The sequence below is a fragment of the Flavobacterium sp. GP15 genome, assembly GCF_014281985.1.
Taxonomy (GTDB): domain Bacteria; phylum Bacteroidota; class Bacteroidia; order Flavobacteriales; family Flavobacteriaceae; genus Flavobacterium; species Flavobacterium pygoscelis.
Genome location: NZ_JACFTC010000003.1, coordinates 239,100 through 252,776 on the forward strand (window position 1 = coordinate 239,100; position 13,677 = coordinate 252,776).

Below are 13,677 nucleotides of genomic sequence, written 5' to 3' on the forward strand. Positions count from 1 at the left end.
TTGGCACAGTGAACTTAAGGAGGTGCTATTTTTGTGAAGTATTACAAAGCTTAAACATAGCTTATGTTTTGCAACATGCAAATTTTTTATAATTAATTAAATTTTTACAATTATGACAGATGGATTTAACATCATTGATAAAGAAGACGTAGCGCTTCTTAAATTTCCACAAACAGATGTTCTTACTGATGATCAAGAAATAAAAACTAGATTGAGCGAGATTAATAGAGCTTTATCTTTGGGTAATTTAGAACATTCAAAAATTAAAATTTTCTTTGAGGATACCGAATCTAAAAAAGTAGTCGATACTACAGTTTGGGCTGTTACTGATAAAAATGTGATTTTAAAGCAAGGAGTAATGATTCCGATTCACAGAATTCATAAACTGTTTTAAGAATATATTTTTGAAATAATTTACAATAGCTCTAGATTGCAACCGTTTTATTTTACATTAAAAAAAAATCACCAATCTTTCGACTGATGATTTTAAAAAAAAATTTGCCAAAGTTCAATCAATTGGCAAAGTTTTTTATTTTAAATTCATTATTATTGAACTAATTCCGTTTGATTTCTAAAAACTAGTTTGCCATCAAACGCATCAATTAATACAATGCTATCAGTAGTTATTTTACCAGATAGAATTTCCTTAGAAAGTTCGTTAAGTACCTCTCTTTGAATGACTCTTTTTACTGGTCTTGCTCCAAATTGAGGATCATAACCTTTCTCCGATAAATAGGCAATTGCATCTGGAGTAGCATCCATAATAATACCTTGTAATGCTAGCATTTTAGTAACACTTTTTAACTGCAAACCAACAATTTGTGCAATATTTTCAGTAGTAAGTGGGGTGAACATTACTATTTCGTCAATACGATTAATAAATTCTGGGCGTACCGTTTGTTTTAATAATCCCAGTACTTCTACTTTTGCTGCTTCGGTTGCTGCTTCAACACTACCTTTTAAATTCTCAAATTTATCTTGTATAATTTGGCTTCCCATATTAGAAGTCATGATGATAATCGTATTTTTAAAATCGGCCAAACGTCCTTTATTATCCGTTAAACGTCCTTCATCTAATACTTGAAGCAAAATATTAAAAGTGTCCGGATGTGCTTTCTCAATTTCATCCAATAATATCACAGAATATGGTTTTCTTCGAACGGCTTCTGTTAATTGTCCCCCTTCATCGTAACCAACATATCCTGGAGGCGCACCCACCAAACGGCTTACGCTATGGCGTTCTTGATATTCACTCATATCAATTCGCGTCATTGCATTTTCGTCATCAAATAGATATTCGGCTAATGCTTTTGCTAATTCGGTTTTTCCAACTCCTGTTGTTCCAAGGAAAAGAAATGTTCCAACAGGTTTTTTCATATCCTGCAAACCAGCGCGACTTCTTCGTACTGCATCACTCACAGCTTCGATTGCTTCTTCTTGTCCAACCACTCTATGGTGTAACTCATCTTCTAGTTTTAGCAATTTTTCACGTTCGCCTTGCAACATTTTCATCACTGGAATTCCAGTCCATTTTGCCACAACTTCAGCAATATCTTCTCGAGTAACTTCTTCTTTTATTAAAGAAGTTCCAGATTGATTTTCTTGTAATTGTTTCAACAAAACATCCAATCGTTCTTGGGCCTCTTTAATTTTTCCATAGCGAATTTCAGCTACTTTTCCATAATCACCATCGCGCTCTGCACGTTCTGCTTCATATTTAAAGTCTTCGATTTCTGTTTTTACCGCTTGAATATTATCTACGACATCTTTTTCTGATTTCCATTTAGCATAGATCTCGTTGCGATCTTCTTTGAGATTGGCCAAATCCATTCCCAAAATTTTGAGTTTGCTTTCGTCTTTTTCTCTTTTGATTGCTTCGATTTCAATTTCTAATTGCATGATTTTTCGATCTAAAACATCCAGTTCTTCTGGTTTAGAGTTGATTTCCATGCGCAATTTTGAAGCGGCTTCATCCATTAAGTCAATCGCTTTGTCTGGAAGAAAACGGTTCGTAATATAACGTTGTGATAATTCAACCGCAGCAATAATAGCATCATCTTTTATTTGAACTTTATGATGCGTCTCATATTTTTCTTTAATACCACGCAAAATAGAAATAGCACTTTCGGTATCTGGTTCTTCCACTATTATTTTTTGAAAACGTCTTTCTAGGGCTTTATCTTTTTCAAAATATTTTTGATATTCGTCTAAAGTTGTCGCACCAATCGCACGTAATTCTCCACGAGCCAACGCTGGTTTCAAAATATTAGCAGCATCCATAGCACCTTCGCCACCACCAGCTCCTACAAGCGTGTGTATTTCATCTATAAACAATACAATATCACCTTCTGAAGAGGTAACTTCTTTAACGACTGCTTTCAATCGTTCTTCAAATTCCCCTTTGAATTTAGCACCCGCAATCAGCGCTCCCATATCCAGCGAATAAACAATTTTATCTTTCAAATTGTCCGGAACATCACCATCTACAATTCGGTGTGCTAAACCCTCTGCAATAGCCGTTTTACCAACTCCTGGTTCTCCGACTAACATTGGATTATTCTTGGTTCTACGAGTTAAAATTTGCAACACACGACGTATTTCTTCATCTCGACCAATAACGGGATCAAGTTTTCCATTTCGAGCTAATTCGTTTAAGTTTTTAGCGTATTTATTTAGCGAGTTATAGGTTTCCTCAGCAGATGCAGAGGTTACTCTTTCTCCTTTACGCAATTCCTCAATTGCTGCTTTTAATCCTTTGCCAGTTACACCTTGGTCTTTTAATATTTGTGCCGCTTTAGTCTTTGAATCAAAAATGGCTAAAATTAAATGCTCAATAGAAACGAATTCATCATTCATTTTCTTGGCAATAATTTCTGCTTCATTAAGCGTTGTATTTGCTGTTCTAGACAGCATTATTTCACCACCAGAAACTTTTGGAAAGCTCTGAATCGTACTATCCAATATCTGGATAAATAAAGGCACATTTACATTGAGTTTTTTAAGTATAAAAGGAGCAACATTTTCATCGACTTCAAAAATTGCTTTGAAAATATGTTCATTTTCTATTTGTTGTTGCCCATGGCTTTGCGCCAATTGTTGCGAAAGCTGAATGGCTTCCTGCGACTTAATAGTAAATTTATTTATGTTCATGATTTTATATGGTTTTGTTGTAATTTGATTAACTTTGAAAACTAGTATTCAATTTATATTCCATCACAATAATACAGGCAAAATGACAGAATTTTCATGATTTTTATCATATTAAAATGTCAAATTGACTTAAAACAAGACAATTATGAGCTTTTTTAAAAATATTTTTAGCAGTTCAGAGGAAAAAGATTCAAAAGAAAGTAAAATCGATTGGATTGAACTAACAGATTTAGGACAGTTAAATGAAATTATTGCGTTATCCAACGAAAAACCAGTCGCTATTTTTAAACACAGTACGCGATGCAGTATAAGTAGGATGGCCTTGAAACAGTTTGAAAATGAGTTTGATAGCTCAGATAAAGTTACGCTTTATTTTTTAGACTTGATAGCCCATCGCGATGTTTCTAATGAAATAGCGAGTCGTTTTGGTGTAACGCATCAATCACCACAATTGATTTTAATCAATCAAGGGAAAGCGGTTTATCATGTTTCGCATAGTGATATTGATGCAGAAGCATTAGTTAAGCAAGTTTAGTTTCATACTAAAAAAGGATACCGCATTTCATAAATTTATTTGAATATAGATTTATGAAATGCGGTTTTGTTATTTTAAAATTCACCACTAGATCCGCCTCCGCTAAAACCACCTCCACCAAATTCTATAGGAGAATCTTCAACTTTAACTTCAGGTTTTACTCCTAATTGCGAAGCAGAGACAATAATTTGAAGGTTTGCAAAAGCATCAGGATTTGTAAAACGATCTACTTTAAAAGTAATTCCTGTCTCCTTATATTTAGTTTTCTTTATAGCAAAATAAGTAAAAGCAAACAACAATAATCCGCCAATGCTTAAAGCCACTTCTGTTGGTAAAATATGATAATAGATTCTAAAAGAAAAAATACTAAAACAAAAGGCTAGGAAACCAATCCAAAGCATCATTCTGTCTTTGTTTTTCAATGAAAAAAAGAGATAGGCGATAGGGGTTATTATTGTAAAAGCCCAAAACAGTAGGGCAAAAGGAATTTCTGGGCTTCCTCCTTCAAAATAACTTTCAGATAAAGATGCATTCAGTTCTCTAACTACATAATAATTGCCAGCGAGATAAAATAAAATGAGACAAAATCCTTGTGCAAGCTTTAATCCTTGATAATAGTACGGTAAAGTTAGATTTTGAAGCGCTTTTTTTGCTAAAAAATAAAAAATCCCAGAATACAATAAAAACACAAAAGGCAATATAGTTTTTCCTATTATTAAATAATTAAATACCGAATAGGCAAGTGTAGCAGTTATTCCCATACAAGCCAATAATGCTAACGTAATATTTAAATAACGCAAATAAGTAACACTCGATATTATTGCCATAACAACAAGAATAGCGAGATAATTGGTATCGTAATTTTTTTCGAAAGTTAATCCCACGGCAATTAGCAAGGCTGAAATAGCTCCTAATATAAATGCATCATCTAAACCATAACCAAAATACAGCAGTGCTTTAGACATATATTCCTTGGTAGCAAAACCAATAAGAGCAAAGAAATAAATAAAGTATAGATATTCATTTTCAGAATTACCGAGTACCAAAAGTGATAGCATTCCACAAATCGAACTGTATAAGAATAGACCTAAAATAAATAGACCTATTCGCATAAAGATATTGTTCTGAGTTTTAAGTTGAGGATGTTTTTTCTCAAATGTATTTTGTTGTTCAGGATTAATAAAGCCTGCTTTTTTTAATACACGTACTTCTTCGTTTAGATAAAAATTGTCTAAAAGTGTTTTGTTATAGGCTATCATTGCTCGTTTTTTTATTGAAATGTTTAATAAGTTTTATAAATCCAAGTATGGATCCAATAAAGTAAAAAGGAGTTAACACTAAAAATAGCGATAAAAAGTCCTCTACATGAATAAGGTCTATTATTCTAACAAAAAAGATATTCATTCCTATGAATCCGTATAATACCGTAAATATAAATAAGGACATCGACTTCGTTTGAAAACTTAAATTGTAAAAATAATAAGCAGCAATTGCCATAATGATTCCAGCAGGAAACCAAAAGTCATCGCACAAATTGACAATGCAAGCAATACCAATTAAATGCAGTGAAAAACTTAGATAAACGAGATTAAAATGCTTTTTTAAATTTATTTTGATGGAATATAAAGACCATAACAATAAAAACAATCCAAATGCTAAACCGATATAACTTAAAGTACGATTGTTAAACATTTCGTTTTCAAAATAGTGTTTTGGATCAACTGATAACCCCAAGTAAGCTGCCATTCCGGTAATTCCTATAGATAGCACACTTTTGTTATCGAAATAATAGCCGCAAAATAGACTAATAACGGTTGGAATTATAGTCGCTAATCCATAATGAGTTCCAAAAGCTTCGTATTGAAACTGTAAATAACCAACAAACGAACAACTTAAAATAACTGCCGTAAGTACTAAATAATCATATAAGGGATTGGAAAAAGGAACTTCTCCCTTTTTGAAACCTTCATGATTTTTAAAACAAAAATAAAAACAAACTAGTGTCATTATTAATAACAGTCCTAGCAAAACAGTATGACCAATGGTATCAATATTTTGATAAATCAGAATACCTACGCCTGTTGTGAACAATAAAATAGATAAGTATAATAAAAACTTTAATTCATTATGAACCGAAAATAGATTTAACGCTCTATAATCCTTAATCTCTTCGAATTGTTGCTTCGTTATTTGATTATGTTCTAGAAGGGTTTGTGCAGACTGTTCTTCGAAATTGACCATTTTCTTTAATTAAGATTTTTCTCAAATATATAGAATTTTTAGTACTAAATTAATAAGCACTTCTACTATTCCTTTACAATTGAAAAGCATTTTGTTTTAATTCCTTTGAGTTTAGGTAATTATTAGGCATAAAAAAACCAATATTTCACAAGCGAAATATTGGTTTTTTCCAGTTTTAAAATAATTATTTATTTTATTTCTGAATTTTTATATCCACAACAATTTTTGGATCATACCCAACTCTTTGTACTGATTTTATGTAAATAGCTCCTTTTTTTCCAGCTGCATTTTTGAACAACACAACATTTGGAACATAGCTATCAGGAAATGATTTGTTATCATCAGCATCGACTTTGATTGCATCAAGATCCGAACCTTTTTCTAATTTATTAAATTGTTCTAAAGTAAGTTGCTCTCTTTGGTAATTAATGTAAAGTGTGGTAGCCCCATTTTTTATTCCGTATTCTACATTACTTGGGCTCACAAAATAGTTAAAAGAAAAACTTCCGCTATAAAAAACAACATCTATTTTTGGTAAAATAGTTGCATCAATTTGTGACTTTTTATAAGATTTACCTAATTCTGTCGAAAAATATCTTCCTGCATCAAAACCTTCAGTAAAATCTAAAGAGAATTTAACGTCTTTAAATGTTTTTAAGGTTGAATTGTCTTTTTGAACTTCATCAGCCGAAGAATCATCTTTTGAACAACTGTTTAATGCTAATGATAAGCTTAGGAATAAAATAATTTTGTAATGTAATTTCATGTTTTTTATTTTTTTTGCAAACGTAAGAAAATTATGTGTAATATTAATGATTATTAAGAAATATTTTTCTGACAATTGTGAAGTATTACATTACCTATATTTTTAATTAAAAGCTGGCTTTCATTTTTTCTTTAATCTCATTTAAACACAAATTGTTAATACTACCTTCATGAGTATGTCTGGTTTGCTTTGGTGAAGTATAAGTGCCGTTTTCGAGTTGTTCTGCAACACCTTTATAGGCATCTCTAAAAGGTATTCCGGCTACAACCATCTCGTTTAAAGAATCTACGGTGAACAAATAATCGTATTTTTTATCTTCTAGGATATGCTCTTTTACTTTGATATCTTTTATCGAAAATAGAGCAATGTCTAGACAAGCTTTCAAATTTTGAATCGCTGGAAATAATCCTTCTTTTAGCAATTGTAAATCTCTGTGATAGCCACTTGGTAGGTTATTTGTGATTAAAGTTATTTCATAAGGCAAGGCTTGAATTTTGTTGCATTTGCCACGAATGAGCTCAAATACATCTGGATTTTTCTTGTGTGGCATGATGCTAGAACCTGTGGTTAGATGTGCTGGTAAACTGATAAAATCAAAATTTTGGCTCATGTACAAACACACATCCATTGCTAATTTTGACAAGGTTGCAGCCACGCTGCTCATAGCAAAAGCAACTGTTTTTTCTGATTTTCCACGGCTCATTTGTGCTGCAACCGAATTGTATTTTAAGGTTTCAAAACCTAATTCCTGAGTTGTAAACGTTCTATTAATAGGGAAGGAGCTTCCGTAACCCGCAGCAGATCCTAATGGATTTTGGTCTACGATTTTTAATGCTGCGTTTAGCATTGTAATATCATCAATTAATGTTTCAGCATAAGCAGAAAACCACATTCCGAATGACGATGGCATAGCAATTTGCAAATGTGTATAACCGGGCAATAATATATTTTGATATTTTTCTGCGGATTGCATTAACAAGTCGAATAGTTGTTTTACTTGCACTTTTAGCTCTATAATAACGTCTTTTAGATATAAGTTTACATCTACTAAAACTTGATCATTTCTAGAGCGTGCGGTATGAATTTTTTTGCCAGCATCGCCTAGTTTTAGTGTCAATAGATATTCGATTTTTGAATGTACGTCTTCAAAACTATCTTCAATTACAAAGTTTCCGTTTTCAATGTCTTTGATAATTGCTTCTAAAGCCACCACTAAAGAAACTGTTTCCGCTTGTGTTAGCAGACCAATTTCTCCTAACATTTTTGCATGTGCGATAGAGCCTAATGCGTCGTATTTAGCTAAAACCAAATCTAATTCTCTATCGTTTCCAACTGTGAATTGTTCGATTTGCTTATCTGTTGGTATTCCTTTTTCCCAAAGTTTCATAATGTTATTATTTTCGATTCAACTACTATTTACTTAAAAGTAGTTTGAAGCAATTTATTATTTTATTAATTTGATATTTTAACGATTTTAGAAACTAAAAAAGTTATCTTTTGACTAAAACCTAGCCCTGATAGCAGTGAAAATCCTTTTTTGAGGTTTTTACCGAAAAAAAGATTGTAGCGGATAGCAGGAAATAGCTCCAGAAAAAATTATTGTTGAAAGAAATCGCTTAGTATTTTAATGTACAATTGAATTCCTTCTTCAATTTCATTGAGGTAAATAAATTCATTTGCTGAGTGCGACCGCAACGTTTCTCCAGGACCTAGTTTTAAGGATTGACAAGTCAAAACCGACTGATCTGAAAGGGTAGGAGAGCCATAAGTTGTTCTTCCCAAGGCTATTCCGGCTTTTACTAGACCATGATTTGTAGGAATAGAAGAAGCATTTAAGTGCATGGAACGAGGATTTACTTCGGCTGAGATGTGATTTCTGACTGTTTCTAAAATTTCGGTGTTAGTGTAACAATCATTTACTCTAATATCGACCACTAAATCGCATTGTGATGGAACAACATTATGCTGTTTTCCGGCGTTTATTTGAGTTACAGTCATTTTTACAGGACCTAAAATTTCGGATATTTTATCGAATTTATAACTGTTAAACCATTCTATAACTGGAACTGCATTATAAATTGGATTGTCAGGATTATGGTGTGCAGCGTGACTTGCTGTGCCTTTTATAACGACATCAAGAACGAGTAAGCCTTTTTCGGCGATGGCCAATTGCATTAAAGTTGGTTCCCCCACAATGGCACAATCTAATTTTGGTAAATGTTTCAAGACGTTATTCAACCCGTTTTTACCACTGCTTTCTTCTTCTGCAGAAGCTACGATGACACAATTATAGGGCAAGTTTTCAGTAGCGTAGAAATACACAAAAGTAGCGAGCAAGGAAACTAAACAACCGCCTGCATCATTACTTCCGAGACCAAATAATTTACCGTCTTGTACAAAAGCTTGAAAAGGATCGTTCGTATAGCCTTGATTTGGTTTTACGGTATCGTGATGCGAATTCAGTAATAGCGTGGGCTTAGTTTCGTCAAAATGTTTATTGAAAGCCCAAACATTATTATTTTCTCTTTTAAAAGGGATTTCGTTTTGTGTAAACCAATTTTCGATTAAAAGCGCTGTTTTATCTTCTTCGCTAGAAAAAGAAGGCGTTTCTATCATTTTTTTTAATAGTGTAATCGCTTGTTGTGTTAGGTTTTCTATAGTTTTCATAGTTTACGGTTTAGTTGCGATGACGCTATTTTTAAAATATGCTTTTCGTCTTTTATAGCTTAATTGTTGTTCCAGCACAATCAGTATTTTGTAACATACTGTGATGACCAATTTTTATATAAGTGACTCCTTTTTTTAAGCTATTGAAACAGTTTTCTAATTTGGGAATCATGCCAGAATGTATTGCTTTTTCTTCTTTTAGTTTAGAATACAGTTCTTCATTGATACTTATAATTAGGGATTTGTCATCATCAGCATCCAATAAAACGCCAGGTTTTTCAAAACAATAATTTAGAGTCACGTTGAATGTTTTTGATAATGCAATAGCTAATTCGCTTGCAATGGTATCTGCGTTGGTATTTAATAATTGTCCTTTTCCGTCGTGCGTTATCGCGCAAAATACAGGAACAATTGTGTTGTTTAGAAAATTGGTTAAAAGCGTTCTATTTACCGATTTTATATCCCCAACAAAACCATAATCAATAGTTGGATCATTTCTTTTTTCAGATTGAATTAGATTACCGTCTGCACCGGAGAAACCCATCGCATTACAGTTGTTCGCTTGCAGTTGTGCAACAATGTTTTTATTTATCTGTCCTGAATAAACCATCACAGCAACATCAAGCATCGGCGCGTCTGTGATACGTCTGCCATCAATCATCTTTGGCTTTAATCCAAGATTTTCAGCCATTTTTGTTGCTGATTTTCCACCGCCATGAACCAGTATTTTTGGTCCTTTAATTTTTGAAAATGCTACTAAAAAAACAGCTAATTCTACTGGATTATCAATAATGTTTCCTCCAATTTTTACAATACTTAGCTCGTCTAAAAAAGAAGAGTTTGGTGAAGTGGAGAGAGGCAATTGCTGACCTTTTGATTCTTTAGATGATAAATTCATTCTTTGATTCTTTATTTTTTAGACTTTTTTGTTGCCTTCTTAGGATCTAGATGGGTTTCTAATATTTTTTGTAGCACTAATTGTGCTGCAAATGTTCTATTATTGGCTTGTTCGATGACAATTGAATTCTCGCTATCCAGAACCTCATCAGTTACAATTACATTTCTTCTTACTGGTAAACAGTGCATGAATTTTGCATTATTGGTGCGTTTCATTTTCTCGGCAGTAATGGTCCAACTGGTATCGGAATTAGTGACTTGTCCGTAGTCCTTATAACTACTCCAGTTTTTGGCATAAATAAAATCAGCATTTTCAAAGGCTTTGTTCTGATCGTATTCTACAGTAACTCCTTTTGTGATGTCAGGGTTTAGTTCGTAACCTTCTGGATGTGTCAAAATAAAATCCGCGTCCTGTAACTGCATCATTTCCAGAAAAGAATTAGCTACAGCTTGTGGTAACGCTTTAGGGTGAGGCGCCCAAGAAAGCACTACTTTTGGCTTGTGTTTTGTTTTGTACTCTGCCATAGTAATAGCATCTGCCAAGGCTTGTAAAGGATGTGCAGTGGCACTTTCCATATTTATGATGGGAACAGTAGCGTGTTTTATAAAACCAGATAATACGGTTTCGGCATTGTCTTTTTCTTTGTCTATCAATCCTGCAAATGCTCTAACAGCAATAATATCGCAATATTGAGAAACTACTTCGGCAGCTTCTTTAATGTGTTCTGATGCACCTGAATTCATTACAGCACCATCTTCAAACTCAAGTGTCCAACCTTCGTTTGTGAAATTCATTACCATTACATTCATTCCTAGATTTAGCGCTGCCTTTTGAGTGCTTAAACGGGTTCTTAAACTCGAATTAAAAAATAACATTCCTAAGGTTTTGTCTTTGCCTAACTTTTTGTTTTTTAATGGTTTTTTCTTGATTTTTAACGCTTGTTTTACCCATTTGCTGAGTGAATCGATATTTTGTATTGTAGTGTAGTTCATGATTTAAAAGTTTAATTGGAGTAATCTTAATTTAAATAAAACCTACCTCGATTAAATCTGTGAGTCGATTTTTAGATTTGATTTTTAAAATGTATTTTAATTTTTTTAGTAGAAATAATGTCTTTATTTTATGTTTAAATACTCAATTTCATTTAGATTTTTAATTAACTTCTATTAAAGATTCTTTTAAAGCGATGATAAAAGTATCGATATCTTCCTTGTTGATTGTCAATGGTGGAAGGATTCTTAATAAGTTTTTATTGTTAGCATTTCCTGTAAAAATATGTTTGTCAGTAATCATTTTTTTACGAAGCCCACTTACGTCAAAATTAAACGCTACACCCAACATTAATCCTCGTCCTTTTACCTGGATTACTTCTGGAACTTGTTTGATTGCTTCTAAAAAGTAGGCATAAATAGCATTTACGTTATCCATTAATTTCTCGCTTTCAATCACATCCAACACTGCTATTGCAGCAGCACAAGCCAAGTGGTTTCCGCCAAAAGTGGTTCCTAAAAGTCCATAGCTTGCTTTGAATTTTGGAGCAATCAAGATGCCTCCAATAGGAAATCCATTTCCCATTCCTTTCGCTATGCAAATAATATCTGCTTTAATATTGTGATGTTGATGAGCAAAAAACTTTCCACTTCTGCCATATCCCGATTGTACTTCATCTAAAATCAGAACAACGTCGTAAGTAGCACATATTTTTTCTAAGCCTTGAAAAAACTCCGTTGTTCCTTGGTCTAAACCTCCAACGCCTTGAATTCCTTCGATAATTACAGAAGAAACATCTCCTTTTTTTAGTTCGGCTTCTACTAATTCAATAGCATTCAAGGGTAAAAACGTAACCACTTGCTGCGCGTTTATAGGTGCGACAATTTTTTTGTTATCGGTAACTGCAACTGCTGCTGAAGTTCTTCCATGAAAGGAGTTATCAAAAGCAATTACACGGGATTTATTATTGTGAAAAGAAGCTAATTTTAATGCATTTTCATTGGCCTCGGCTCCAGAACTACATAAGAATAAGGTGTAGTCCTCTAATCCTGATAATTTCCCTAGTTTTCTAGCTAATTCTACTTGTAAAGGATTCTGAATGGCATTAGAATAAAAACCAATTTTATCCAATTGATTTTTCAACTTAGCAACATAATGGGGTTGGGTATGACCAATAGAAATTACGCCATGACCGCCGTATAAATCTAAATAATCAATTCCGTTTTCGTCTGTTATGGTACAATCCTGTGCTTTTACAGGAGTAATGTTGTATAATGGGTAAACGTCAAATAAGTTCATATTGTTCCTCCCCCTAACCCCCTCCGAAGGAGGGGGAATAGATAACAACGGGGGGTGTTGCTTTTAAAATAAATTAATATCTATGATTTAATTTTTAATTTTTTATCAATAATTATGTTCAGTTACTCCTTTGGGGATTAGGTGATTAAAACCCTGATGGTTTCAAATGCAATCCGGTACTTTCCGCTAAACCAAACATTAAATTCATGTTTTGTATCGCTTGTCCTGAGGCTCCTTTTACTAAATTATCAATAATGGAAGTAATCAGTAAGCGGTTCCCTTTTTTCATTAAGCTAATAATACATTTATTGGTTTGTACTACTTGTTTCATATTAATCCCAGTAGTCGTTACCGTTACAAAAGGTTGGTCTTTATAAAAAGCTTCATATTTTGCTACTATACCTTCTAAGCTTTCTTCTACTGTAGTGTATAAAGTGGCAAAAATTCCTCTAGCAAAATCTCCTCTGTTAGGAACGAAAATCAATTCGTCTTTATATTCTGATTGTAATTGATTGACAGTTTGATTTATTTCTTTCAAATGTTGGTGATCAAAAGCTTTATAATGCGACATATTATTGGATCTCCAACTAAAATGTGTCGTTTCTGAAGGAGAAACTCCAGCTCCTGTGCTTCCTGTTGTAGCATTAATATGCACATCATTATGCAATAATTTGGCTTCTGCCAAAGGCAATAGCGCTAATTGAATGGCAGTTGCAAAACAACCTGGATTAGCAATAAACTGAGCGTTTTTAATATCAGATTTATTCAATTCAGGTAATCCGTAAACAAATGATTTTCCATTAAACTCTTTATCTTTTAGCAAACGAAAATCATTTCCTAAATCGATGATTTTAGTATGGCTTGCCAATTGGTTTTGTTCTAAAAAGGATTTCGATTTACCATGGCCTAAACATAAGAATAGCACATTAACATTTGGATTCACGGTATCGGTAAAATCCATTTCGATATCGCCCAACAAATCATGATGTGCTACCGAAAGTGGTTTTCCTGCGTTTGTTGTGCTGTAAACAAAATCTAATTTGGCATTCGGGTGAAACATCAGAATTCGAATTAACTCTCCTGCTGTATAACCTGAACCTCCAATTATTCCGATATTAATCATATTTTTGT

General features: G+C 33.1%; 12 protein-coding genes. 2 read left to right on the forward strand and 10 right to left on the reverse strand.

Annotation, left to right across the window (positions count from 1 at the left end; genetic code table 11):
• Positions 1 to 112: 112 nt before the first annotated feature.
• Complete coding sequence (locus H2650_RS09025; RefSeq protein WP_188050477.1) at positions 113 to 394, forward strand: hypothetical protein; 282 nt, start codon at positions 113 to 115, stop codon at positions 392 to 394.
• A 152-nt stretch (positions 395 to 546) separates the two neighbouring features.
• On the opposite strand, the gene clpB is transcribed toward H2650_RS09025, so the two are convergent.
• Entirely contained in the window at positions 547 to 3,150 is a 2,604-nt protein-coding gene (gene clpB / locus H2650_RS09030; RefSeq protein WP_188050478.1) for an ATP-dependent chaperone ClpB, read from the reverse strand.
• A gap of 145 nt (positions 3,151 to 3,295) precedes the next feature.
• Here clpB and ytxJ point away from each other — a divergent pair, with 145 nt between their 5' ends.
• On the forward strand, positions 3,296 to 3,685 hold the full coding sequence (ytxJ, locus tag H2650_RS09035) for a bacillithiol system redox-active protein YtxJ (RefSeq protein WP_188050479.1): 390 nt from the start codon (positions 3,296 to 3,298) through the stop codon (positions 3,683 to 3,685).
• 74 nt (positions 3,686 to 3,759) lie between these two features.
• Here the strand turns inward: ytxJ and H2650_RS09040 are convergent, their stop codons facing one another.
• From H2650_RS09040 to argC, 9 genes are all read right to left on the reverse strand, one after another.
• Positions 3,760 to 4,944: a hypothetical protein gene (locus H2650_RS09040; RefSeq protein ID WP_188050480.1), complete on the reverse strand. Its 1,185-nt coding sequence runs from the start codon at positions 4,942 to 4,944 to the stop codon at positions 3,760 to 3,762.
• The gene (locus tag H2650_RS09045) at positions 4,931 to 5,926 is read right to left on the reverse strand and encodes a DUF2157 domain-containing protein (protein WP_188050481.1); all 996 of its coding nucleotides are present in this window, start codon (positions 5,924 to 5,926) and stop codon (positions 4,931 to 4,933) included. Before H2650_RS09045 ends, H2650_RS09040 begins: the two co-directional genes overlap by 14 nt.
• A 193-nt stretch (positions 5,927 to 6,119) precedes the next feature.
• Positions 6,120 to 6,692: a hypothetical protein gene (locus H2650_RS09050; protein WP_188050482.1), complete on the reverse strand. Its 573-nt coding sequence runs from the start codon at positions 6,690 to 6,692 to the stop codon at positions 6,120 to 6,122.
• Between the two features lie 106 nt (positions 6,693 to 6,798).
• Positions 6,799 to 8,079 carry an argininosuccinate lyase gene (gene argH, locus H2650_RS09055; protein WP_188050483.1) on the reverse strand — a complete coding sequence of 427 codons (1,281 nt, stop codon included), beginning with the start codon at positions 8,077 to 8,079 and terminating at the stop codon, positions 6,799 to 6,801.
• Between the two features lie 209 nt (positions 8,080 to 8,288).
• Positions 8,289 to 9,359 (reverse strand): M20 family metallo-hydrolase, encoded by a 1,071-nt coding sequence (locus H2650_RS09060; protein ID WP_188050484.1) that lies wholly within the window; start codon positions 9,357 to 9,359, stop codon positions 8,289 to 8,291.
• A 52-nt stretch (positions 9,360 to 9,411) separates the two neighbouring features.
• Positions 9,412 to 10,257, reverse strand: coding sequence for an acetylglutamate kinase (argB, locus tag H2650_RS09065; protein WP_188050485.1), 846 nt, complete (start codon positions 10,255 to 10,257; stop codon positions 9,412 to 9,414).
• Between the two features lie 11 nt (positions 10,258 to 10,268).
• The gene (locus H2650_RS09070) at positions 10,269 to 11,249 is read right to left on the reverse strand and encodes an N-acetylornithine carbamoyltransferase (RefSeq protein ID WP_188050486.1); all 981 of its coding nucleotides are present in this window, start codon (positions 11,247 to 11,249) and stop codon (positions 10,269 to 10,271) included.
• Positions 11,250 to 11,409: 160 nt separating this feature from the next.
• Positions 11,410 to 12,546: an aspartate aminotransferase family protein gene (locus tag H2650_RS09075; RefSeq protein ID WP_188050487.1), complete on the reverse strand. Its 1,137-nt coding sequence runs from the start codon at positions 12,544 to 12,546 to the stop codon at positions 11,410 to 11,412.
• Positions 12,547 to 12,691: 145 nt separating this feature from the next.
• Complete coding sequence (argC, locus tag H2650_RS09080) at positions 12,692 to 13,669, reverse strand: N-acetyl-gamma-glutamyl-phosphate reductase (RefSeq protein ID WP_188050488.1); 978 nt, start codon at positions 13,667 to 13,669, stop codon at positions 12,692 to 12,694.
• Positions 13,670 to 13,677 lie beyond the last annotated feature (8 nt).

Bases quoted from the DNA above. Each gene is read 5' to 3' on its own strand.
- ytxJ (WP_188050479.1), top strand. From the start codon at position 3,296: ATGAGCTTTTTTAAAAATATTTTTAGCAGTTCAGAGGAAAAAGATTCA.
- H2650_RS09025 (WP_188050477.1), top strand. From the start codon at position 113: ATGACAGATGGATTTAACATCATTGATAAAGAAGACGTAGCGCTTCTT.
- argH (WP_188050483.1), bottom strand. From the start codon at position 8,079: ATGAAACTTTGGGAAAAAGGAATACCAACAGATAAGCAAATCGAACAA.
- H2650_RS09060 (WP_188050484.1), bottom strand. From the start codon at position 9,359: ATGAAAACTATAGAAAACCTAACACAACAAGCGATTACACTATTAAAA.
- clpB (WP_188050478.1), bottom strand. From the start codon at position 3,150: ATGAACATAAATAAATTTACTATTAAGTCGCAGGAAGCCATTCAGCTT.
- H2650_RS09075 (WP_188050487.1), bottom strand. From the start codon at position 12,546: ATGAACTTATTTGACGTTTACCCATTATACAACATTACTCCTGTAAAA.
- H2650_RS09070 (WP_188050486.1), bottom strand. From the start codon at position 11,249: ATGAACTACACTACAATACAAAATATCGATTCACTCAGCAAATGGGTA.
- H2650_RS09040 (WP_188050480.1), bottom strand. From the start codon at position 4,944: ATGATAGCCTATAACAAAACACTTTTAGACAATTTTTATCTAAACGAA.
- H2650_RS09050 (WP_188050482.1), bottom strand. From the start codon at position 6,692: ATGAAATTACATTACAAAATTATTTTATTCCTAAGCTTATCATTAGCA.
- argB (WP_188050485.1), bottom strand. From the start codon at position 10,257: ATGAATTTATCATCTAAAGAATCAAAAGGTCAGCAATTGCCTCTCTCC.
- H2650_RS09045 (WP_188050481.1), bottom strand. From the start codon at position 5,926: ATGGTCAATTTCGAAGAACAGTCTGCACAAACCCTTCTAGAACATAAT.
- argC (WP_188050488.1), bottom strand. From the start codon at position 13,669: ATGATTAATATCGGAATAATTGGAGGTTCAGGTTATACAGCAGGAGAG.